Origin of the sequence: uncultured Tateyamaria sp. (assembly GCF_947496075.1) — a bacterium.
Taxonomy (GTDB): Bacteria; Pseudomonadota; Alphaproteobacteria; order Rhodobacterales; family Rhodobacteraceae; genus Tateyamaria.
On record NZ_CANMBJ010000006.1, the window covers coordinates 1 to 21,337 of the forward strand.

Genomic DNA, 21,337 nt, shown 5'->3' on the forward strand with positions numbered 1-21,337 from the left:
CTGTCGGGCGGTGAACCGGTGCTGACGGCGACGGGTGTGATCCTCGACAGCGATGGCGGCCAGAACCTGGCCCTCTTCGTCTCCGACCCGCTGGTGTTCGAGACCGATACCGGCGGCCAGCAGGCCGTGTTCGAGATCCGCCTCTCCCAACCCTTCGACCAGAGCATCACGCTGAACTACAGCACCGCCGACGGCACCGCACTGGCTGGCGAAGACTATGTGGCCAACTCAGGCTCCGTCACCTTCGCCCCGGGCCAAACCGTCGCCTCCGTCGCCGTCGATATCCTCGGGGATCGCATCGATGAAGTCCTGGAAACCTTTTCACTGGTTTTTGACGACCTGCCGATCTTTCTTGCTGGCGAGGATCGAGCCGGCACCGGCACAATTCAAGATCGCCCGACAATAAATGGAAACGATGACAACAACACGTTGCTCGGAACAGAGATTTCCGAAGTAATCAACGGGTTCGCAGGAGATGACAGCCTGAGCGGGCTGGATGGAAACGATTTGCTGTTCGGCGACGATGGCAACGACACCCTGATCGGCGGCGACGGGAACGATACGCTGATCGGCGGAGCGGGCAATGACACGTTAGATCCGGATGCCGGTGATGACAGTATCGAAGGTGGCGGTGGGTTCGATCGGTTGGAAATCGATGCCAATGAGGCGGACTTGACTTTGGAAGCGCTCGACAACGAGCGAATTCAAATTACTGCCGATGGGATCGATACGATCTCGGGCATCGAGGAAATCGATCTTTTGGATACCGTTTTGACCTTCGAAGACTTGGTAGAAGATCTGGGCATAGTCGGGGTGAGCATAGGAGGCGCCGGCGCTTCCGCCATGCTTGACGGCACATTAACTGGCGACACAATCGCGGGCGGCGCCGGGAATGACACTGTCAACGGTGGAGCGGGCAACGACGTTCTAAATGGTGGCATTGGAGCCGACGAACTCAATGGTGGAACGGGCAATGACACTCTGTTGGGTTTAAACGGCTTTGACGTAATCAACGGCGGCGATGGCAATGACAGTCTGAACTCCGGTTTTGGCAACGACACGCTTGATGGCGGCGCGGGCGATGACACCCTAAATGGCGGGCTCGGCTTTGACAGTTTAGAAGGTGGAAGCGGGAATGACCTCCTGCTCGGTCTTAACGGTCGTGACACCCTGAGCGGTGGTTTAGGTAATGACAATCTAAACGGTGGGAACGGCAATGACCTGCTTGAGGGCGGCGCCGGTAACGACACGCTAAGCGGCGGTCTTGCCTTCGATACTTTAAATGGCGGCGATGGTGACGATCTGATCCGTGGGCTTAACGGCTTTGATGTTCTCAATGGCGATGCGGGCAACGATGATCTCGAGGGCAACGCCGGCAATGATACGCTTGATGGCGGCTCAGGTGACGACCTCTTACGCGGTGGTCAGGGGGCTGATGTCTTTGTGTTCGCGGACGGTGACGATGTCATCCGAGATTATTCACTGATAGTGGACAGCTTGCAAATTGATGCGGATCTTCTGGATGAGGTTATGCCCGTGGGCTCTGATCTGGCCAACTACGCGTCAGTTTTGGACGGGAATTTGGTGCTGGATTTCGGCGACGGCAACACCCTGACCTTGAACAATGTGACTAACGTCAACTTTCTTTTTGATGACGTGACATTCTTTTAGACCTTGGAGAGTAACGGTACGCGGCGGCGTATTCAGCACAACAATGCGCCGCGTTCATCAACGGTGAGTGTCCTAATAAGTGCTGTGGTCGAGTGTGATCCGGTCCAATTGGAGTTGCCGAATGCGATGTGCGGGTTACACGAGTATTTTTTGATCGGGGTTGCGTTTTGTTCAGTACCCTTTCCAGAGTGTTGGCTTGCTAGGTCGCGCAACGCGCCGGAAAATTTTATTTTTGGGAACGCGCAAGCGCAGCTTCAATAGGATGTGCATCAGGATTGGTTGTGCAGAGTTTGCGTTTGACCTGACGCCCGCCACTCAATTCCGCGTCGCCGGGGTTTTTCGTATACGTGCATGGCGTGGGCAGCGGGCTGGGAACCGTTTACTATGAATTGTATGCCAAGCTCGCACGCAAAGAGGCAAAGCCAGAATGGCGGCCATTGTTTGCGTCAACCGACACCCGCACTCAAGCAATGGGGTGTGAACTCTTTGCCGCCTGTCCAGCTCCCTTGCTGCGCCTCTGTTACGCTCGCGACTGAGAATCGCACAGGCTTATCTTCGATGGGAACAGGTAATTGGCGCCCATCAACGCGTCCCTTCCACCTTAAGAGGAACCAACGTCGTGCCGCAGAAATATTCCAATTTAAGTTGTTGAATTTAAATAAAATTTTTAATATATATCCGTTTCCTACAACCCAGTTGCTCTGTCTCAATTATTGACGATCTCGATCTCACCTCCAACCTGAACGTGAATAATTTTCAGGCTAGTCAAAAAAACTTTTTTTTGAAGTTTTGTTTTCCTACGATATCGCCAGTTTCGATAGCACATGATTTCAGTGCAAAAGCATATTAGATTTTGGGGAATTAAAAATGCCATTAACTCAGGAACAACTCGACGCTTTGTTTGCCGGTGATACGGTTGATTTTGGACTGCCTGCAGATCCTGGACCAGCAAGTGCCAATGGTATTTTCTTCCAGAACGTATCGTTCCAGACCGCTACGGGTGATGCGGACTCAACGGCGCAAGGGTTGGGATCACTGACCGTGCTCAACGACATTGGCAATTTTCAGCGTGACGACACAAGCTTTATCGCCCGTAACGCGACAGTTACAGTAGGCGACGATTTTGGAACGACGTCCGGCACCGACAGCATCCTGTCGATTTCGGGGCCAGCGACCACGCTGACGATGACCGGTCAGGCTGGCAACTCAACACGGTTCCGCATGGCAACTGAGCTTGGCGCAAGCACGTCCGCCACGGCCTTCATCAGTGATGGCGCGCAGGTTGTCATTGATAACCCGGATGCAACTTCGGGCCGCGGGTTACAGATTGGTGTGAACTTTGGGCCTTTCGATCTGGACGGATCACCGACCGCGGGTGGTCAAAGCGTGGACGCCACACTGGTGATAGAAGGCACCGACACCGAAGTATCAGTCCTCAATTCGGCAGGTGGTGATCGTGGATCGTTGGAAATTGGCACGATATCCCCCCCCGATGACGGGTTGACGGATACTACGACCAATCGCTCGGCCGAGGGGCTTGTGATTGTGCGAGATGGAGCCGAGGTGAACATCCGCCAATTCGTGGGTATCGCGGATACCGATGGTGTTGCGGGCGCTACAGCCGAGGGCGCGCTGATTGTTGAAGGGGCTGGAACAGTCTTCAACATTGGCACCGAGGCACGCACGGGTCAAAACGCGTTCATGCGCGTCGCGGAAGAAGGCGGAACAGGTTACTTTGTGCTCCGCGACGGAGCTGCATTCACCATGTTCCGCGGCGACGAGGACGAGTTTGGCGCAAACATCCAGTTCTCCGGCGGATCAGATCGCCCGGGCGGTAGTGCAACTGGCTTAATAACCGGTGCCGGTACCACACTTGTTGTCGAAAATGGCACGTTAGATATCGGCCAAAACACCGGTACGGCCAGCGTGACCATTTCGGATGGTGCTGATGTTGATGCGCGACGGATTGCAGTGGCACGAGGTGGCACCGCCGACTTGACTATCGAAGGTGCGGACACCGAGGTAGATTTGTCCAATGGGACCGAGGGCAACCTGGAAGTCGGCCACATAACCGACCAGGATCCTTCGGTGACCTCAGCCACGGGAACAATTACCATCCGCGATGGCGCCCAGGTGCGAGTCCGAGACTTCGTTGGTGTCGGTGATCTGGACGGTAGAGCCGGCGCTACTGCGGATGGGACGCTGATCGTGGAAGGTGTTGGCACTTCCGTCACGGTAGGGAGTGCGGATCGCACCGGCTTAAACGGCTTCATGCGGGTCGCAGAAGAAGGGGCAACAGGCAGCTTCGTGCTTCGCGATGGAGCTTCATTCACCTTGTTCCGTGGCGACGAGAATGAATTTGGTGCCGGAATCCAGTTCTCTGGGGCATCAGATCGCGCCGGTGGCGACGCGATGGGATTGATAACCGGCGCTGGTACGACACTTGTTGTCGAAAATGGCAGCATCGATGTCGGTCAAAATACAGGCACGGCAAGTGTAACCATCTCGGACGGGGCAGATGTTGATGCACGTAGGATTTCGGTGGGGCAAGGCGGAACGGCTGACCTGACCATCGAAGGCACAAACACTCGGGTAGATTTGTCCAACGGGACCGAGGGCAACCTGGAAGTGGGGCGCATCACCGACCAGGACATGTCGGTGACGTCGGCCTCAGGCACAGTCACAATCCGCGATGGCGCACAGGTGCAAGTACGCGAGTTTGTTGGTGTTGGTGACCTGAACGGCCGGACCGATGCAACCGCGGATGGGACGCTGATCGTTGAAGGTGCTGGCACTTCCGTGACAGTAGGCAGCGCAGATCGCACTGGTTCCAACGGCTTCATGCGTATCGGTGAAGGAGGGGCAGACGGTTCGTTCATTCTGCGGGACGGAGCGCAATTTCAGTTGTTTGCCGGAGACGAATTCGGCGGTGGCTTGCAGTTGTCAGGGAGCAGTTCAACGTCAAACGATGGAGGCATGGCAACGGCGCTTGTCACGGGTGCCGGGACCCGATTGGTGGCTGAACAAGATGCAATTTTTGTAGGCCGAAACGGCGGAACGTCGACGTTCACAATTTCTGATGGTGCCGTGGTAGATACGTTGTTCTTTATCTCGGGTCGACAAGGCGAGGGTCACACTATTGTCGAAGGTGAGGGAACGCAGCTCAACTTGTTCGGCGAACAAGTGGTAAATCCCGAGTTCGGTGCATTTCTGACAGTCGGTCGAGATACAGTCGGGACATTCACAGTGCGTGACGGAGCGGACGTTACGATTACCGGCGACGGCGGCGACTTTCCCGGATTTCAGGCCGGACGCAATGAAGGCTCAAACGGTGTCATCACGGTGACCGGAGCAGGCACCACCCTAACCATCGACGGAGCCGACAACGTGAACGTTGACGGCGGAGAAACTGGCTTCATGCGTGCCGGTCGTGATGCAGGTTCCGACGGTACGATCAATGTTCTGGACGGCGCCGTGGTTACAAATGATGCAGAAGGGCTGCTGATTGTTGCCGAGAACGACGGTGCAACGGGTCGTGTGACCGTCGATGGCGCGGGTAGTATCTTGGACTTTGGCGCAACCGCCAATTTCTCCCAAGATGCACCGCTTGCCCGGGGCAATGCCATCGTAACGGTTAGCAACGGCGGTGTGTTGCGCGGTGGCGTGGTCAACAACAACGGCATCCTTGATATCACAAGTGGTGGCATGTTCGAGGCGGACCTGGTTCAGGACAACATCCTGCGCAGCTCCACCGGGATCGAAGACATCACCATCAACGGAGATCTGACCGTTGCGACCGGCGGCTTCGATTTTGACTTTGATCTGTCAGGCGGGAGCCTCGTCCACGATACGTATACAGTGACGGGAACAGTTGACCTTCAGGGCCGCGTATTTGTTCTCGGCACCTCACTCGAGGCTCTGGCTGGCCTAAGCGCCGAACTTATCACCGGCACCAGCTTGACCGCAGACATTGGCTTCACGGTCCAGTTCATTGAATTTTCTGCCGCGGATATCACCGAAGTCGATCTGCCTGAATTAATTGCGGCCTCTGACGAAGCCGTTGACCTCGATTTCTCGACCACCGCAACCAGCCTGATTGTCGAATTTGGCGACATCGAGATTGTAGGCGACACAACCTCGACATCCGATGACATTACCGGTTCATTTGCGGGCGACTCGATCCTTTCCTTGGGTGGTAACGACCTTGTCGATGCAGGCCTGGGAGACGACACGCTGTCCGGCGGCGCTGGCAACGATACAGTGATCGGCGGCGGAGGCGACGACAGCGTGAATGGGGGTATTGGCGCGGACAGTCTGGATGGTGGGACCGGAAATGATACGCTTCTGGGCCTGAACGGCTTTGATGTCATCAATGGCGGTTTTGGCGACGACAGCCTGAACGCCGGCTTCGGCAATGACACCCTTGATGGCGGTGCAGGCAATGACACTTTGAACGGTGGTCTCGGCTTTGACAGTTTGAATGGTGGTGACGGCAACGACACCGTTCTGGGCCTGAATGGGCGCGATGTACTGGACGGGGGCGACGGCGATGACAGTCTGAATGGCGGCAACGGCAACGACACCCTGTTTGGCGGCACGGGTAATGATACGCTCAACGGCGGTTTGGCCTTTGACGAGTTGAACGGCGGAGAGGGCGATGACCTGCTTCGTGGTCTAAACGGTTTTGACGTGTTGAACGGGGATGCCGGAAACGATAACCTGGAAGGCAACGCGGGCAATGATACGCTTGACGGCGGACTTGGGGACGACCTGATGCGTGGTGGTCAAGGTGCGGATGTCTTCGTGTTCACAGATGGCAACGATGTGATCCGTGACTACTCGCTGATCGTCGACCGCCTGCAGATCGAGGCGGACCTTCTGGACGAAGAGACGCCGGTGGGCAGTGACCTCGCCAACTACGCGTCTGTTGTGGAGGGCAACCTTGTGCTCGACTTCGGCGAGGGCAACACGCTGACGTTCAACAACGTGACCAACGTAAATCTGCTATTTGACGATGTGACGTTCATATAAGGTGGATTGCAGTGCGTGGCCGAAGTGCACGCTCTGCACTCTGATGCTGGCAATGCGACGCTAATGTGTGAAGCTGGTCCCAAATTGCTTCTAGCAAGCCTTTTGCCGTCTTTCCGCGGGTTTCACCTTAAACTCAAAGCAAGTTTGCTATGATGAGTGCAAAATACAGGGTCAACGCAGAGAAATGGCAGCTCAACGTCAATGAGCTTATTTCATATGCCTTTTCAAAGCTGTGGCGATGGGCTGAGCACAACTCATTTTGCGCAATGCAACGCAACATTCAATCTACAATCTTGGGTCAACTGGCTCACCGGGACCACAATCCGCTGATTAAGCTGCCGTTTGTCTGAGTTATCCGCTAGTCGGGCATCTTGATCACGATTACTGGATAGAGCCGCACGACCACCAAGTGTGGCTCTACGTGGTCAGAATGCCGAAACGCCAATCACTACAGGATGCAAGCTCAGTAGCGTCACAAACGCAGCCAAACCTGCTGCAACCCGCAGCACCATGCCTGCCCAAGACACAGGTGCTTGGCAAATTGGAGCCGTCACGACCGCAGTGTTCAGAGCATCCCACTGATTTGCCCCCATCTCGCGCCGTTTGCGCCCATTGATTAGCGCGCGTCCTGCAACAGCAAAACTCCCCGACACACCAAACAAGAGCACATGTGCCAAATCGCCATTCGGTAGCATATGGAGTACGGCCCAAAGCGCCAGCGCCAGCAAGATGGGATGGCGGGTGATGCGAACGATGCCGGGCCGTGCGGGATCGAAACCGTTGTGCCGCGCGCCACCGAAGGAGAATGGATTGGGTCGCCCGATAGTGAACGCCAGGATCAGGCACACGGCCAACATGCCCAGATGCACCACATGGCGTTGCCAACCCATCTGTGGCCAAAGCTGGATGTAGGGCGCTTGCCCCGCGGACCAGATCAGCAAAGACAACACCGCAAGGGACAGAATTGAATAGGCGATGCCGAAGCCACGCAGTCCGATACGCGCAATGATCCGCGATTTGATGGCAGGCCGCACCGGAACGGAATGCGTCGCGAAAAACAGTGCGAAAACACCCGCATATACGGCCCAGCTCATCGTGCCTTCTCCGGTGTCCGGCGCAACAGTGACGGGCCATAGACGATGGCAAAGCCCACAAACGCAGCCAGCCACAAGACACCCGATGCATAGTTTAACTCAACTACTAACGACGTCAGAAAGCGTGTTAGGGCAGCGCCGAACACGCATAGATAGATCACGACCGTCGCACGTGACGCGGTCAGGCTCTGCCCTGTGTGACCCAGTGTAGCGCGGGTCATCACGGCAAGCGTCATGGATCCAATCGCCCCGGTCATCCACAGATGCTGCGCGCCCGCAGTGCTGGGATTGCCAAGGATTTGATCCATCCCAAGGGCAAAGGCCCCCAACGGGATGAACGCATATGACAGGTGAAGAACCCATACCAATGGCTCACCCAGCGTGTGATGCGGCTGCCAACGGGTTTGACGTGGCAGATGTAGCCCGCTCATGATCAAGAGCGCAATGCCTGTATGAAACTCAAATGGGTGCACAACCCACAAGACCAAGATGGGCAAGCTGGACAGCAAGACCAGTTTGTCAAACCTCTGCATTGGTGGTGCGGGTCGCGCAGGGTCTTCCCGATGGGCCAGCCAATTGCGGGTGAAGGACGGTATGATCCGCCCCCCGATAACGCCGATCATCATCACGGCCGTTGCGACGCCCAATCGCAGGCCCGTCCCTTGTGCCGCATAGACACCCTCCAGCGCCTCTAGGTGGAAGAGCGCATTGGCCATCGTAAACACGGCCAGCAGGGCTAAGACGATCAGGTTGCGCCAGTTTTTGCCTGCAATGATCTCTCGCAAGATCAACGCACCCAGCACCACCGGGAAAGCCAGATCGATGACAGGCGCGACCGCCGCCGGCAGAGCAGCGGAAAAAAGGATCGCGATCCGCCCTGCACCCCAGAGCGCAAAGAGCGCCGCCAGTGGCCTGCCGACCATCGGCAAGCGGCCCGTCCAATTTGGTACGGCCGTCAGCAGAAAGCCGGCCAGAATTGCACCAAGATAACCGAAGAGAAATTCGTGCGCATGCCAGCTGACCGGGTCGAAGCGTGTCGGCACGTCAATCATCCCGGACAAAGAAAAGAGCCACAGCACCATGGAGACGGCGACCCAAACCGCTCCGAAAAGAAAGAAGGGCCGGAAACCGAAACTGAACAACGCTGGCCCTCGCCATGCACGCATTTGTTCTGATGACGATTGTACCATCAATTGGTCTCCGTATTCGTACGGATCGTGCTGAGGACCGTGCCATCGTCGGCACAGGTCAACCGAACCCGCCTGCCGCCACAGTAGAACGTCAGGCGAAACCGGCCTGCATCTTCATCCTGCCCGATCTCGTACTTGCTTGTAATCTCACCCGCGCGCATCTTTTCCTGCACGTCCGCCGGCGCGATTTCTAACAGCTTGCCAAGGTCACGGGCGTCGATCACAGGTTGACCGTCGGTGATGTCGATCTTCATGTTGCCTCCGTCTTGTCAGCCACGTCCATCAGGTGGCGGATATGTCGCGCAAAGTACCAGGTTGCAGGACCGCCGACGACGCATCCAAGCATAATGGACCAACCGGTTGAGGCCACTGGCCCGCCAATCCAACTGAGGATCAACGACGCAAAGAACACGTTGACCCCGGCGGCCCCCGCTCCGAACGGATAGAGAGCCAATGCGATACGCAGCGTGGACCAGCGTTGCCGGGTCATCTGCGCGAAACGAGCCATTGAACCGCGACCATGGCCGCCAACAAGGTCACGCAGGCCAAAGCGTACCAGAATTCGGCGGTTGCCGACTGCGCCTGCGGGATCGGGCGATCAAATTCTTTGGCAATGCCGGTGGTGGCCAGGCTGCAGAACAGGGTGGTGAAGCCGATGAGGTGGCGCATGTCAGATCTCCTGTGTCAGTGTGCGATAGATATCGGGTAAGGCTCGGGGCAGGCGATTTGCATCCGGCAACAGCGTGAACCCCCCGCGCCCGAAGATGCGGGTGAACCAGTCCTGCCCGTCCTCGTCGATGATGATGCCGTACAGGCTCATGCCCGCGTTGCGGACCTCGCGCACCGCCATATGGCTGTCCTCAATCCCGTGTTGGCCTTCGTAATGGTCCAGATCGTTGGGCTTGCCATCGGTCAAAACGATCAGCAGCTTGCGTGCAGAGACCTCTTCAGCCAATTGCGCGGACACATGACGGATCGCGGCGCCAAGGCGCGTGTAGTGGTCGGGCTTCAACGCGCCGATATTGGCGGTGATCTCGGGCGACATGGCGTCGTCGAACCCCTTGCAGCGGTTCAGGAAAACACGATCACGGCGCAGCGATGAAAAACCCCAGATCCCCAGTCGGTCGCCCGCCGCGTCGATGCCGGTGGCCAGCGCGGCCATCGTGTGGCGTGCGACTTCGATCACGCTGGTGTCGCCAATGGCGGCCTCGGTGGATCTAGAATTGTCGATGAGGAAGGCGACGGACAAGTCGCGCTCAACTTTTCGCGCGGATTGCCAGATGCGATCCGATCCGCGCCCGGTGGCGCGCAGATCGGTTTGTGCGGTCAACAACGCGTCAAGATCCAGTTCCGAGCCGTCCACCTGGCGTGGTTGCAGGATGCGACGCGGGCGCATCGCCTCGAACTGGCGGCGCACATCACGCACCCGGCGCGCGTTGGGCATAAAGGCCGTGCCATTGGGTTGCGCCGGTGCATCCAGGACACGGCAGTGATTGGCCATGTAACTGCGAGAGCGGTGGTTCCATTCGGGATAGGTATGAATGCCAGACAGCGCCTCGTGATCCGCATCAGCAGGCGACAGATCGAGATGCAGGCGCAGACGGGTCGCGGCCTTGCGGTCGTGTTTGGTCAGGACAATCTCGTCCTGATCATCGGCTGCCTTTTGCGCGTTTTCGTCATTGTCGTCATCCACGCTGCGGTTGATGTTCATCGACTCGACCCATGACAGGATCGACTCGAACCGGTGCATGATAAAACTGTCGCTGCGGTTGTTTTGTTCATGCTCCTTGCGCGCGCCCAACTTGCGGCTGGTGTGTGCGGCAGTCGGTGGCGGTGCCACGGGATCTGCGCTGTCTTCGCTTGCGGGAACACCAGCACCAGGATGCGTAAAATGCAGCCAGATCGGAACCGGTGCAAAGGTCTGATATCCACGCAAAGCCAGGTCGACCTCAAGGGCGTGGGCGCTTGCACAGAGGTGATGGCAAATGGCGGTCTCAATCGCCTCCTCTTGCGCGGGGCGGATCACCTTCGGACGCAGCGCGAGACAGATTGTCGACATGCCGCGGTACGCCTCACGCAGACCCGGACAGGCAGCAAAAGCGGCACCAGCCGCAGCTGTGTTGGCTGTGATCTGTGCGCAATCATGCGCCGGGCCATCAACAGGCAATATCAAGTTTGTCGGATCGCTGTGTGCGGCCAGAGCGGTCAGCCAGAAATAGGTGGCGCGGTTGAGGTCCGCGTCAGGAAATACGGCGATCACGGGCGGCAAATTCAACCGCTCGCCGTCAAAGCTGGGCTTCCATTCGCGGTCCCGATCCGCGCCCAGCTTGCGACGCAACGGGCGGCGGTGTTGCATCAGTGTCGCGGGCGCTTCGCGCAGCTCTACCCCGGGCGCGCCGCCAAGCGCCCGGAACAGCACTGACAGGCTCGGCCGGACCGAGGCGAGCGTGACTGCCGCCTCGGGAAAGGTAACATCCGCGCCGATCCCCTTTGCCATATCGTGCCACAGGTTGCCGACCGTCTCTTCTGGCTCCATGAGGTCAAGAAGACGCATAGCGTTATCCGTAGATCGTACTGACAAGGTCACGCAGCGATTGCTGCACGTCGGGCTCATCGCTGAGTGGCTCAATCACTGCGGCTTCAAGCGCCTGATCCACCCCCATACCGCCCGCCATCAAGGTAGCCGCATAGATCAGCAAGCGGGTCGAGACACCTTCTTCCAGATCCATGCCCGACAGATTTCGGATGTGCCCCGCCAACCGAACGAGCGGTGCAACGCGCCCCGGTTCCAGCCGGCTTTCGCTGGCAACCACGGCGATTTCCGTTTCAGCCTTTGGGAAGTCGAAGCTAATCGACAAAAACCGTTGCCTTGTCGAGGGCTTCAATCGTTTCAGGACGTTCTGATAGCCCGGATTGTAGCTGGCCACGAGCATGAACCCCGCCGGTGCCACAAGCTCCTCGCCTGTACGGTCGATCATCAGGGTCCGTCGTGTGTCCGTCAGCGGGTGCAGCACCACGGTGACGTCCTTGCGCGCCTCCACCACCTCATCAAGGTAGCAAATGCCGCCCTCGCGCACCGCGCGGGTTAGCGGGCCGTCAACCCAGACGGTTTCCCCGCCCTTGAGCAAATACCGACCGATCAGGTCCGCCGCTGACAGATCATCATGGCAGGCGACGGTATAGAGCGGCCTACTCAGTTTCGCGGTCATGTGTTCTACAAATCGGGTTTTGCCGCAGCCGGTCGGCCCCTTCAGAAGAAGGGGCAAACCATTGTCATAGGCCGTCTCGAACAGGTCGCATTCGCGGCCCGTGGGCTGGTAGAACGGCAGGGTTGGTGTGGTTGCGATGTTCATGGCTCAATCTCCCGGAACAGGGTTGGCGGGGCCTGGCGTGATGATCTCGTCCTTCCGCACCACAAGCATCGAGTAGATGAAGAGCAGTGCACCCAGCACGACAGCTGCACCAGCACCGAACCGCGTCAGGTAGAAGATCGCGAGATCGTCCTGGACGGTCATGTAGTAATCGCCGATCACCCGCTGCATGTGCGTCTGGATTGTGCCTGCGAAGGTCAGCACGAAGGTCATGAAAGCCATGCCTCCGGTCATCAGCCAGAAGCTGCCCATATTGAGCACCTGGTTGTAGGGCTCCCGTCCCCGCAGCAGCGGCATCGCGTAGGTGAAAACCGCGAGGTTCAGCGCGACATAGGCCCCGTAGAAGGCGAGGTGCCCGTGCGCTGCGGTGATCTGCGTGCCGTGGCTGTAGAAGTTAACGCCGTGCAGAGTGTGCAGGAAACCCCAGACGCCCGCGCCGAAGAAGGCGACGGTGGACGACCCAAGCGACCACAGGAGAGCCGCCTTGTTAGGGTGGTTCTTCCGCCCCTTCCAGACCATCACAAACGCGAAGCTCATCATCAGAAAGAAGGGGATCACCTCAAAGGTTGAGAAGATGGAGCCGACCCACTGCCAGTACCCGGGCAGACCGATCCAGTAGAAGTGGTGCCCAGTGCCAAGGATACCGGAGAAGAGCGCAGTGGCGACGATGACGTATAGCCATTTTTCCACCACCTCGCGGTCGACACCCGTCAGCTTCAGCAGCAGGAATGCGAGGATTGCCGCCATGACCAATTCCCAGGTCGCCTCGACCCAGAGGTGCACGACGAACCACCAGTACATCTTGTCCAATGACAGATTGTCAGGATTGATAAAGGCAAAGATCCAAAGCAGCGACAGCAGCCACAACCCCATGAGCAGCACATTGGTGATCGCGGTCTTTTTGCCCGCAAGCACTGTCATCGAGATGTTCAACAGGAAGATCAATGCGGCGATGAGAATGCCGAACTTGACCCAAAGGGGCTGTTCGAGAAACTCGCGCCCGCCATGGATACCGACGAGATAGCTGCCGACAGCGCCAAGCGTTCCGACCAGCAAGATGATCAGCTGGATGTAAGCGAGTTTTGGAGACCAGATTTCACGCTCTGACTCCTCAGGGATCAGGAAGTAAGCCGCACCGAAGAAGCCCAGCAGCAGCCATACGATCAGCGCATTGGTATGAATCATGCGGATCACGTTGAAGGGCAGCACCTCGGACAAGAAGTTGGGCGAGACATAGATCCAACCCGCCAGCAGACCGCCCAGCACCTGGATGCCGAACAAAGCCATCGCAGCGAGGAAGTACCAGTACGCGACTTTTTGTGTTTCGTATTTCATGGTTTTCGCCTCCTTAACCGGCGTCGTTGGGCGGCCAGCCCTGCGTGTCTGTCTGGTCTGCCCAACGCAGAAATTCCGCGAGGCCGCGAATGTCTTTATCCGACAATTCGTAGCGCGGCATCTGACGGCGGCCTTCAATGCCGCTGGGCTGACCTTCGATCCAACCTTTGAGCGTTTCGAAGGCATCTTCAGGACTGTCTTGGACGCCCCAACGGGTCATCACATTGCCCACTTCAGGGGCAAAGTAGGCACCTTCGCCATGCAAGCTGTGACAGTTGATGCAGGAGTGTCTCTCCCAGACGTGCTTGCCGTGGATCACCTCTTCGCTCAGCTCCATACCGGCGGTCGAGACATCGACGACGTATTTATGGGAGTGGACGGTCATCCCCACGAACACCACGACGAAGAAGATCGAGCCCCCGTAGAAGATGTTGCGCGCCCGCGATTTGGTTAGAAATTCAGCCATGCGAAAGACCTCCTCAAGTTGGGATGCCTTTTGTCTAGCCAGTGTGAAGCCCGTGAAGTTTGCGCCAGCGCAACGTTTCGCGAAGTTTCAGTTCTACGGTCGCTTTATGAAAGGAGGACCGTATGCGCACGTCGAGGATAGACGACCCGGACTTGCCACTCGCCGACATCATGACACATTGGCCTCAGACAATCGCGGTTTTTACAAAGTACAAGATGCTCTGCGTCGGGTGTCTAGTCAGCCCATTCCATACATTGATTGACGCCTGCGCCGAGTATCATCTCGAAGAGGATGCATTCATGGCAGAGTTGAAAGCGGCCATTATGCCTGACTGAGTACCACCAGCGCATGAGAATCGCGCACCATGATCCGTTTGCGCTTGCTTTGCACAAGGCCCTCTTTCTCCCATCTGCTGAGCAAACGGCTCACGGTGTGTAACGTGGTGGCTGTCAACTCGGACAGATCTTGTCGTGTGATGGGAAAGTCGATCTCGATCCCTTCGGGTACTTTGCGGCCGGTTTGATGGATCAGTCTAAGAAGCGCATTCGCCACCCGCTGTTCGACCTGTTGCGTTGCCATTTCAACGATGCGGTTGTTCATCTCGCCTACGCGTTGCCCGAGGATCCTGTAGGTCTCGGTCGCAAATCCGTCATATTCAGATACGAACGTGTCCCACAGCCGTGTTGGCCAACTCAGAGCCAGTGACTCCGTCGCCGTCAACGCCGTCGCCGGATACGTGTCGCGCCCGATCGCCTTAGCAATTCCTATCAATTGACCTGCAGGGATATGGAGTGTTGTCACCTGTTCGCCGGTGGCCGTGATCCGCACCACGCGGACATACCCATCGAGAAGCATGTAGAAGCGTTCCGCCGGTCCGCCCTCTTCAAAGACCGCAATTCCGGTTTCATACCGTTGCGATGACGCTTGATCCAGAATTATACGGATCTGCCGCTTGTCCAGCTTTGAAAACGGCGGAAGGTGCGTCAGCAGGCTTTCATCCATCCGCGGCAGAGTTTTACGAGGTTGACCGTCCATCTTGATAGTCGTGCCACAATGGGCAAGTGGATGCCATGCACCCAAGTGAAAAGGTGTGGGTCGTTGTCTTCCGCGTCGTTCTTTGTGCCAGCGCAAAGTTCGGTCCGCGGCATCCGATAATATTCAGATCAACACAAAGGCTGATCTGAAAGGAAATGAAGATGATCCGCAAACTGACAATCGGTTTGGCACTTGCCGCACTGATGAGTGGCGCAGCATTCGCCGAAACAATCGAAGTACAGATGCTGAACAAGGGCTCCGAGGGTGAGCGCATGCTTTTCGAACCTGCTTTCGTTCAAGCGCAGCCGGGTGACACAATCAAATTCCTTGCCGCGGACAAGGGCCACAACGCCGAAGTCAACAAGGGCATGCTGCCCGACGGGGCCGAAGCCTTCAAAGGCAAGATCAACGAAGAGATCGAAGTCACGCTGGATGTCGAAGGTGTCTACGGCGTGATCTGCAAGCCGCATTTCGCCATGGGCATGGTGATGACCATCGCTGTTGGTGACGTGGACGCACCCGAGGATTTCCTCGAAGGCCGCGTGCCGCGCAAGGCCAAGGAACGCTTCGAAGCGCAGCTTGCAAATCTCTGAATACTGACGGCACCCCGGCGAGCCGCCTTAGCGCCTAAATCCAGCCCCCATGGAGGGAACCATGACCAAATTCATCAATCCAGGCCTTTTAAAGACCAGCCGTCGCAACGTCTTGCGCGGCAGTATGCTCGCAGGAGCTGCTGCCGTGACGGGGGCAGGTGCGATGGCAGCGACACACGCGCCAAAGATCAACAAGATCAACGCGACTTCGTCCATGATTTACAAAGCGGCGGGTGAGCAAGCGGCAGACAGCACAGCAGAGCCTGCAGACCTGTCCGGCTATACCCGCGTCAAGCAAGAGTTGGTCGCTCCACCCTTTGCGCCCGAACATGAACAGGTGGCAACAGGCGGCCCCAAGATCATCGAGATCACAATGGAGACCACCGAACGCTTGATGGTCGTTGATGAAGACACCGGGGCCGAGGTTTGGGCGCTGACCTACAATGGGTCGGTCCCCGGTCCGCTCATCATCTGCCATGAAGGCGATATGATCGAGCTGACCCTCCGCAATCCGGTCAACAGCATGATGGAGCATAACATCGACTTTCACGCCTCAACAGGCGCGCTTGGAGGCGGCGGTCTGACCCACGTCTATCCCGGCGAAGAGACCGTGCTGCGTTGGAAAGCGACCAAGCCTGGCTGCTTTACCTATCACTGCGCCCCCGGCGGCGCGATGATCCCCTATCACGTGACCCATGGCATGAATGGCGCCGTGATGGTGCTGCCGCGCGATGGCCTCAAGGACAAGGATGGCAATCCGCTCCAATATGACAAGATCGCGTATATCGGTGAGCAGGACTACTATTTGCCGATGGATGAAAATGGCGAGTATCGCAAATACGAGGCGGCAGGCGACGACTATGCCGACAGCCTTGAAGCGATGCGCGGCTTGATCCCGACGCATTCTGTGTTCAACGGCGCTGTTGGCGCCCTGACGGGCGAACATGCACTGACCGCAAATGTTGGTGAAACCGTCCTGATGATCCACAATCAGGCCAATCGGGACTCGCGTCCCCACCTGATCGGCGGCCATGGCACCTACGTCTGGGAAAGTTCGTTCACCGATGCGCCATTGCGAGACATGGAAACCTGGTTTGTGCGTGGCGGCAGTGCAGTGGCCGCGATGTACACTTTCGAACAACCAGGCGTGTATGCCTACTTGAACCACAACCTGATCGAAGGCGTCATGCTGGGTGCCACCGCACACTTTGTTGTGCAAGGCGAATGGGACAACAACTTGATGGAGCAAGTCGTGGCCCCACGGGAATTTACAACCTGAAAAGGCAGGAGAAAGGACCTGTGAGATGTTTGCCGTCATCACCCATAACAAAATGTCCCTTGGTTTGGTTGGCTTGGGTTTCGTGGCGGCCATCGCTTTTACCGGGGTCGCGCTCATGCAGCGCGACCTCGACCCTTCACTGCAGCCCGTCATGGCAAAGGGCGCAGTTGAGCTGCCGGATGGAGCAACCATTTTGGTGCAACAACACGAAGTAACCGTTGCAGAATGGAACGCTTGTACAGCGGACAACGGATGTTCTTTGACGCTACGCGTGCGCTCTGGCATGGACCCCGCCATAACCCCGGCTACCGGGCTGAGCTATGTCGACGTTCAGGAATACATTGCTTGGATCAACGCCCGTACCAGCCAAGACTACCGCCTGCCAACCGCTGACGAATGGAGCCTTATGGCTGCTCCCGTTCTGCCGGAAGAACCAGACCCGATCTTTACTGATCCCTCCCTTACCTGGGCCTCAACTTACCTGACCGACGGCACAACGCCGCGCGCACTCAAGACACAAGGCAGCTTTTCAATCTCACCCGAAGGCATCGCAGATCTTGATGGAAGCGTCTGGGAATGGACCAGTGACTGCTACGCCGACAGTGTTACCACAGACCGCTGCCCTGCCTTCTACGTCGGAGGCGAGCACGTTGCCGCCATGTCCTACCTCATCCGAGACCCGGCACGCGGCGGATGCGCCGCCGGCTCCCCGCCCGCGCATCTTGGGTTGCGATTGGTAACCAATGACCGCTTGTAAGACGTCGCAGGCCGTCTTGTTTTTGTCGAACGATCTTGGGCTTTTGACACCCTCGATCATCAAGGCAAGGGTTCGTTATGTAGCGTTAGCTGGATTTGTTTGGTTTTGCGCTCGGAGTCCGCGCAACATATGAGGATCGATTATCATCGAGAAGGCCCTATAGCCGACACTCGACAACCTCGAACCAGGTTATCCAAAGCGGTCGTTGAACCGAGATGCATCGCTCTGACTGAATAAAGATCAGCAACATAATATAGGGTTGGAAAATCAACTAGATCGTGTCCGGCTGGAACCCAAGTCGATGCAAATGGCCAGAATTGGACATTCCGAAGGCTCCTACCTTACCGCTGGTTTGCCGTGCCGCCTGAACACCTACATTCCGCAGACCGGATCGTGAGCCACGGAGCCACATCCATAGAACCGTTCTCGTCCCAAACCTCAAAATGGCCATTGGGCTACTATGGCCCTGCTCTCACCGAGGCCACAGTTCGAAGCGCAGCGCCTCTGGCGTGCTTTGGCCGCTGCCAATGATCCAGCGGCGGTTCGGGTCCAGGCCGGTGGGGAAGGACATCCGCGACAGCAGGTCGCCGACCCCAGTGCCTAGGCTGTCGCGGATCCGTTCCGCCGCCTGACTGGTGGAGGCTGCCCCGCCGGGGATCGGCTCGATCCCATCGACCGACGCGAGCTTCATGATCAGTGCCCCGCCCTCCACGCGCCACCAGCCCATCGGTACCGACCCGAAGAACCGAATGTCGGGCGGCGGATAGCCCCCCGTCGCCGGGTCGAAGAACCGCGCCTGCCCCTCGATGCCCAGGCCCGCGACATGGCGGAACCGCAGTGCCTCAAAGCGGGTCTTCTCCGGGAAATCGACCTCTCGGCTCTGGGCCAGCGTCGTTGCCAGAGCGGCGTCCAATTCCGCCCGCGTGACCTCGACGGATGGTCCCGGCGCATTTGATTGGCCGACGCAGCTCAGGATTACCGACAGACCGATCAGCGCAAGGACCGCCCCGATGATCTTCATTCGCATATTTCGGTCTCCCCCTGCCAGGCCTCCTGGCGCGCCGGCCCCGTCATCACAGGTTCCAAGATACGCATTCGCCGCCGAGCAGCCAAGTCGGCGGCCGAGGCGGGGTGCGGCCCACGGGCCCCAAGGGCGCGCTGCATCCCCCCCACCCATAAAAGGCCGTCATGGAGAGGCTTTGGGAGGTGTCAGAACAGGCGACTGGGTTCACTTGTGCGTTTTGAGCAACTATGGCTGGGCCCAACTTCAGGCCTGGCCCATTCCAGACATCCGCTGCAGAAGCGAAGTTCATCAGCGCCTATCAGCACCTGGAGGTCGGAAGCCGGGACTTTGCCGTCATTCTCCTGCTGGTCGCGAACGTCAGCTTTCGGCGAAATCAAGTCCCTATGCGCAACACGAACTCGCGTCCTCGCGCGGCTTCGTTGTAGAGCAACAGGAGGATGTTTTGGCTGAGGTCCCCTTGCTGTCGCAACACTGATCTGCGCCACCTTCTTGACGTCCGAATTTTTCAGCCGGCTTGCACACGGCGCGCGTATTGCCCAGCCTTATCAAGACACGGCTGCCACGACACTCGGGGCTACTCAGCGACATAAGCCGCAGGTCTGTGTTGTCGTGTCCAAACTCGACTTTCAGTGAAGCGTGCGCCAACTCTGGCATGGCTGAGAGACTTTTGGAGACAATTCCGTTGAACTTGCCAACGCTCATGTGTGTCTCACCTCGCCCGTCAAGAAGCTGCAATTTCGCTTCCTGCCAAGCCTCCTTGTTTCCACTGCAGTCGATCCCTTTCGAGGTGGAATGTCTGAGTTCGGTGACATGGTAACCGGGCGAAATTTCACCCTCTTGGGTTTCGAAAATCAGAGGATGCGAGGGGTCTTGAAGTTGAAGATCGTGCAAGAGACCTGACAGTGTTTTCATCCCAGCACCTTTTATTTCAATGATTCTTGAAATAATATACAGACTAACAATGATACTTCAAGAGGTATTGAAATATGATCGCAGAAGATGCGGCGACGCTGTTTGGAGTTCTCTCAAATTCGGACCGTCTGGATGTTATCCGGGCTTTGGTTGAGGCGGGACCAGACGGCATGAGCGCCGGTAACATCGCTCTCAAAATTGGGGCAAGCCCGTCGAGGACATCTTTCCACCTCAATGCATTGTCGGAGTCGGGCATTTTGCAGAAAGAGCGGCGGTCCCGGAACCTGAACTACCGCATCAACTTCAAGACAATTGGTGCCCTTATTAACTTCTTGATGGAGGACTGCTGTAAGGGAAGCGCTGAGCTACGGGACTGCTGCACAATGAGATGAGGGGCTGCCCAATGGCCCACGAAGTTCTCAACGCAGCCATTCGTGCAGCCCGCAGCACTTGGTGCTCTGGGCTCGGAGCCGTCATCGGAGGTCCTGCAGAATCTGTCCAGATTGTCAGCCTGGGATTGGCGTGAACGTCCCATGCCGGAGGTCTGTCGATGCCACGGCCTCTTCATCACCCAACGGTCCTGAAGCCTCATCGGCTGCTTGGATCTGCATAAAGCGCGGCGAAGAAGGTCGGACCAACTTTTGTTTCGTTCGAGCAGGGTCGAGAGTGTACTTTGACAACTACACCATGGTGCTCAGGAGCATATCGATGTGGAAATTCTCCCTGTTTGGATTGGTCACGGCAGTGTCCTTGGTGTTGACTCAGGCAATTGCGCGTGCGCAGTCCAGTGACCCGTGCCAAGCGGCACGATCCGTCGATACCAGCTTTGCGTGCCTGTTCAACATCTTCCTCCGCAGCAAGGGCAGCGCGGAAAATCCGAACATCGGGTGGGCCCTCAGTCAGGGGGGGCGACGCAGAACGGGCAGCGCCGATCTCGTCCACGGGCCCGTTGGTGACTGTCAACGGATTCGGTGTGTTCGCCTATGATGGATCGCCGGACACGGCGGGCAAGACGCTGGATTACGTGCTGACACGCAGCGATGCCGAAAGCGGTTTCGTGCAAATGACGGCGTTGTCCCATGTGGGCCCTGCAGCAGCCTACCTGGCTGCCCTCGGCGACTGGACCGATCCGGAAAATCCCAAGATCACCACCCAGACGCTGTTTCAGGCACTGATCGACAGGGTCGCAGTGGCCCGCGACGCACTTGCGGCAGACCCCGACTGGATCGATGCGATGGACGCGGTGAGTGGGCGGGACCACAAGGACGACATCAACCGCATGATGGATTACGGTCTGTGGATGTCGGAGGACTTCCTGACACGGGCCCAGAGCGGTGCATTCAATGGCTACACCAGCCAGACGGTCGCCGACGTTTTCTATGACGGCAATGATGCGGCCTATGCAATTCCGTTCAATAACGTCATGATCAGGACCTTCATGTTGGCGGCAATGAACAGCGTCGATCAGTTCCGCAAGATGGTCGCTGACAACCCGCAGATCGACTGGAAGAACGCCCGGGTTCTGGTTCAAATGCCGATTGGCACCAATTCCGCGGCGGCCTGACCATTCCAACAAACC

At 57.6% G+C, this 21,337-nt stretch carries 20 protein-coding genes; 8 read left to right on the top strand and 12 right to left on the bottom strand.

Annotated elements, in window-relative coordinates; genetic code table 11:
- The coding region (locus Q1A51_RS19010; RefSeq protein ID WP_299601179.1) for a Calx-beta domain-containing protein at positions 1-1,671 on the top strand (1,671 nt) is incomplete at its 5' end.
- 867 nt (positions 1,672-2,538) lie between these two features.
- Positions 2,539-6,702 carry a calcium-binding protein gene (locus tag Q1A51_RS19015; protein ID WP_299601182.1) on the top strand — a complete coding sequence of 1,388 codons (4,164 nt, stop codon included), beginning with the start codon at positions 2,539-2,541 and terminating at the stop codon, positions 6,700-6,702.
- A gap of 425 nt (positions 6,703-7,127) precedes the next feature.
- Here the strand turns inward: Q1A51_RS19015 and Q1A51_RS19020 are convergent, their stop codons facing one another.
- Genes Q1A51_RS19020 through Q1A51_RS19060 form a run of 9 tightly spaced genes read right to left on the bottom strand, consistent with a single transcriptional unit; the run spans position 7,128 to position 14,158 of the window.
- Positions 7,128-7,796, bottom strand: coding sequence for an NnrU family protein (locus Q1A51_RS19020; RefSeq protein ID WP_299601187.1), 669 nt, complete (start codon positions 7,794-7,796; stop codon positions 7,128-7,130).
- Entirely contained in the window at positions 7,793-8,962 is a 1,170-nt protein-coding gene (locus Q1A51_RS19025) for an NnrS family protein (protein WP_299601190.1), read from the bottom strand. Before Q1A51_RS19025 ends, Q1A51_RS19020 begins: the two co-directional genes overlap by 4 nt.
- 23 nt (positions 8,963-8,985) lie before the next feature.
- Positions 8,986-9,240, bottom strand: coding sequence for a DUF6522 family protein (locus Q1A51_RS19030; RefSeq protein ID WP_299601193.1), 255 nt, complete (start codon positions 9,238-9,240; stop codon positions 8,986-8,988).
- Positions 9,237-9,476 (bottom strand): NnrT protein, encoded by a 240-nt coding sequence (locus tag Q1A51_RS19035; RefSeq protein WP_299602794.1) that lies wholly within the window; start codon positions 9,474-9,476, stop codon positions 9,237-9,239. The genes Q1A51_RS19030 and Q1A51_RS19035 overlap by 4 nt, the downstream gene beginning before the upstream one ends.
- Positions 9,473-9,655, bottom strand: a complete 183-nt coding sequence (locus Q1A51_RS19040; RefSeq protein ID WP_299601196.1) for a protein NnrT — start codon at positions 9,653-9,655, stop codon at positions 9,473-9,475. The genes Q1A51_RS19035 and Q1A51_RS19040 overlap by 4 nt, the downstream gene beginning before the upstream one ends.
- 1 nt (position 9,656) lies before the next feature.
- Positions 9,657-11,540 carry a VWA domain-containing protein gene (locus Q1A51_RS19045; protein ID WP_299601199.1) on the bottom strand — a complete coding sequence of 628 codons (1,884 nt, stop codon included), beginning with the start codon at positions 11,538-11,540 and terminating at the stop codon, positions 9,657-9,659.
- 4 nt (positions 11,541-11,544) lie between these two features.
- Positions 11,545-12,339, bottom strand: a complete 795-nt coding sequence (locus Q1A51_RS19050; RefSeq protein ID WP_299601202.1) for a CbbQ/NirQ/NorQ/GpvN family protein — start codon at positions 12,337-12,339, stop codon at positions 11,545-11,547.
- Positions 12,340-12,342: 3 nt separating this feature from the next.
- On the bottom strand, positions 12,343-13,692 hold the full coding sequence (locus Q1A51_RS19055; RefSeq protein WP_299601205.1) for a cbb3-type cytochrome c oxidase subunit I: 1,350 nt from the start codon (positions 13,690-13,692) through the stop codon (positions 12,343-12,345).
- Between the two features lie 13 nt (positions 13,693-13,705).
- Positions 13,706-14,158, bottom strand: coding sequence for a cytochrome c (locus Q1A51_RS19060; RefSeq protein WP_299601212.1), 453 nt, complete (start codon positions 14,156-14,158; stop codon positions 13,706-13,708).
- Positions 14,159-14,280: 122 nt separating this feature from the next.
- On the opposite strand from Q1A51_RS19060, the gene Q1A51_RS19065 reads away from it, so the two are divergent.
- Complete coding sequence (locus tag Q1A51_RS19065) at positions 14,281-14,493, top strand: DUF1858 domain-containing protein (RefSeq protein WP_299601215.1); 213 nt, start codon at positions 14,281-14,283, stop codon at positions 14,491-14,493.
- Here the strand turns inward: Q1A51_RS19065 and Q1A51_RS19070 are convergent.
- A complete protein-coding gene (locus Q1A51_RS19070) occupies positions 14,480-15,193 on the bottom strand; it encodes a Crp/Fnr family transcriptional regulator (protein ID WP_299601217.1) in 714 nt (237 codons plus the stop codon). The genes Q1A51_RS19065 and Q1A51_RS19070 overlap by 14 nt on opposite strands.
- 161 nt (positions 15,194-15,354) lie before the next feature.
- On the opposite strand from Q1A51_RS19070, the gene Q1A51_RS19075 reads away from it, so the two are divergent.
- The 3 genes from Q1A51_RS19075 to Q1A51_RS19085 all read left to right on the top strand — a co-directional run bounded on the left by Q1A51_RS19075 (position 15,355) and on the right by Q1A51_RS19085 (position 17,822).
- The gene (locus Q1A51_RS19075) at positions 15,355-15,786 is read left to right on the top strand and encodes a pseudoazurin (RefSeq protein ID WP_299601223.1); all 432 of its coding nucleotides are present in this window, start codon (positions 15,355-15,357) and stop codon (positions 15,784-15,786) included.
- A 61-nt stretch (positions 15,787-15,847) separates the two neighbouring features.
- The gene (gene nirK / locus Q1A51_RS19080; RefSeq protein ID WP_299601231.1) at positions 15,848-17,065 is read left to right on the top strand and encodes a copper-containing nitrite reductase; all 1,218 of its coding nucleotides are present in this window, start codon (positions 15,848-15,850) and stop codon (positions 17,063-17,065) included.
- Between the two features lie 25 nt (positions 17,066-17,090).
- Positions 17,091-17,822 (top strand): SUMF1/EgtB/PvdO family nonheme iron enzyme, encoded by a 732-nt coding sequence (locus Q1A51_RS19085; RefSeq protein ID WP_299601235.1) that lies wholly within the window; start codon positions 17,091-17,093, stop codon positions 17,820-17,822.
- 472 nt (positions 17,823-18,294) lie between these two features.
- Here Q1A51_RS19085 and Q1A51_RS19090 read toward each other — a convergent pair whose 3' ends face one another.
- Complete coding sequence (locus Q1A51_RS19090; RefSeq protein WP_299601242.1) at positions 18,295-18,849, bottom strand: hypothetical protein; 555 nt, start codon at positions 18,847-18,849, stop codon at positions 18,295-18,297.
- A gap of 378 nt (positions 18,850-19,227) precedes the next feature.
- A complete protein-coding gene (locus tag Q1A51_RS24380) occupies positions 19,228-19,758 on the bottom strand; it encodes a DUF6428 family protein (protein WP_366141813.1) in 531 nt (176 codons plus the stop codon).
- A gap of 74 nt (positions 19,759-19,832) precedes the next feature.
- On the opposite strand from Q1A51_RS24380, the gene Q1A51_RS19095 reads away from it, so the two are divergent.
- Entirely contained in the window at positions 19,833-20,150 is a 318-nt protein-coding gene (locus Q1A51_RS19095; protein WP_299601244.1) for a helix-turn-helix transcriptional regulator, read from the top strand.
- A 560-nt stretch (positions 20,151-20,710) separates the two neighbouring features.
- A complete protein-coding gene (locus Q1A51_RS19100; protein WP_299601248.1) occupies positions 20,711-21,322 on the top strand; it encodes a DUF5624 domain-containing protein in 612 nt (203 codons plus the stop codon).
- Positions 21,323-21,337 lie beyond the last annotated feature (15 nt).

What these genes read in the sequence shown, in the direction of transcription:
- Q1A51_RS19015 (WP_299601182.1), top strand. Translation starts at nt 2,539, where the DNA reads ATGCCATTAACTCAGGAACAACTCGACGCTTTGTTTGCCGGTGATACG.
- Q1A51_RS19020 (WP_299601187.1), bottom strand. Translation starts at nt 7,796, where the DNA reads ATGAGCTGGGCCGTATATGCGGGTGTTTTCGCACTGTTTTTCGCGACG.
- Q1A51_RS19025 (WP_299601190.1), bottom strand. Translation starts at nt 8,962, where the DNA reads ATGCGTGCATGGCGAGGGCCAGCGTTGTTCAGTTTCGGTTTCCGGCCC.
- Q1A51_RS19030 (WP_299601193.1), bottom strand. Translation starts at nt 9,240, where the DNA reads ATGAAGATCGACATCACCGACGGTCAACCTGTGATCGACGCCCGTGAC.
- Q1A51_RS19035 (WP_299602794.1), bottom strand. Translation starts at nt 9,476, where the DNA reads ATGACCCGGCAACGCTGGTCCACGCTGCGTATCGCATTGGCTCTCTAT.
- Q1A51_RS19040 (WP_299601196.1), bottom strand. Translation starts at nt 9,655, where the DNA reads ATGCGCCACCTCATCGGCTTCACCACCCTGTTCTGCAGCCTGGCCACC.
- Q1A51_RS19045 (WP_299601199.1), bottom strand. Translation starts at nt 11,540, where the DNA reads ATGCGTCTTCTTGACCTCATGGAGCCAGAAGAGACGGTCGGCAACCTG.
- Q1A51_RS19050 (WP_299601202.1), bottom strand. Translation starts at nt 12,339, where the DNA reads ATGAACATCGCAACCACACCAACCCTGCCGTTCTACCAGCCCACGGGC.
- Q1A51_RS19055 (WP_299601205.1), bottom strand. Translation starts at nt 13,692, where the DNA reads ATGAAATACGAAACACAAAAAGTCGCGTACTGGTACTTCCTCGCTGCG.
- Q1A51_RS19060 (WP_299601212.1), bottom strand. Translation starts at nt 14,158, where the DNA reads ATGGCTGAATTTCTAACCAAATCGCGGGCGCGCAACATCTTCTACGGG.
- Q1A51_RS19065 (WP_299601215.1), top strand. Translation starts at nt 14,281, where the DNA reads ATGCGCACGTCGAGGATAGACGACCCGGACTTGCCACTCGCCGACATC.
- Q1A51_RS19070 (WP_299601217.1), bottom strand. Translation starts at nt 15,193, where the DNA reads ATGGACGGTCAACCTCGTAAAACTCTGCCGCGGATGGATGAAAGCCTG.
- Q1A51_RS19075 (WP_299601223.1), top strand. Translation starts at nt 15,355, where the DNA reads ATGATCCGCAAACTGACAATCGGTTTGGCACTTGCCGCACTGATGAGT.
- nirK (WP_299601231.1), top strand. Translation starts at nt 15,848, where the DNA reads ATGACCAAATTCATCAATCCAGGCCTTTTAAAGACCAGCCGTCGCAAC.
- Q1A51_RS19085 (WP_299601235.1), top strand. Translation starts at nt 17,091, where the DNA reads ATGTTTGCCGTCATCACCCATAACAAAATGTCCCTTGGTTTGGTTGGC.
- Q1A51_RS19090 (WP_299601242.1), bottom strand. Translation starts at nt 18,849, where the DNA reads ATGCGAATGAAGATCATCGGGGCGGTCCTTGCGCTGATCGGTCTGTCG.
- Q1A51_RS24380 (WP_366141813.1), bottom strand. Translation starts at nt 19,758, where the DNA reads ATGAAAACACTGTCAGGTCTCTTGCACGATCTTCAACTTCAAGACCCC.
- Q1A51_RS19095 (WP_299601244.1), top strand. Translation starts at nt 19,833, where the DNA reads ATGATCGCAGAAGATGCGGCGACGCTGTTTGGAGTTCTCTCAAATTCG.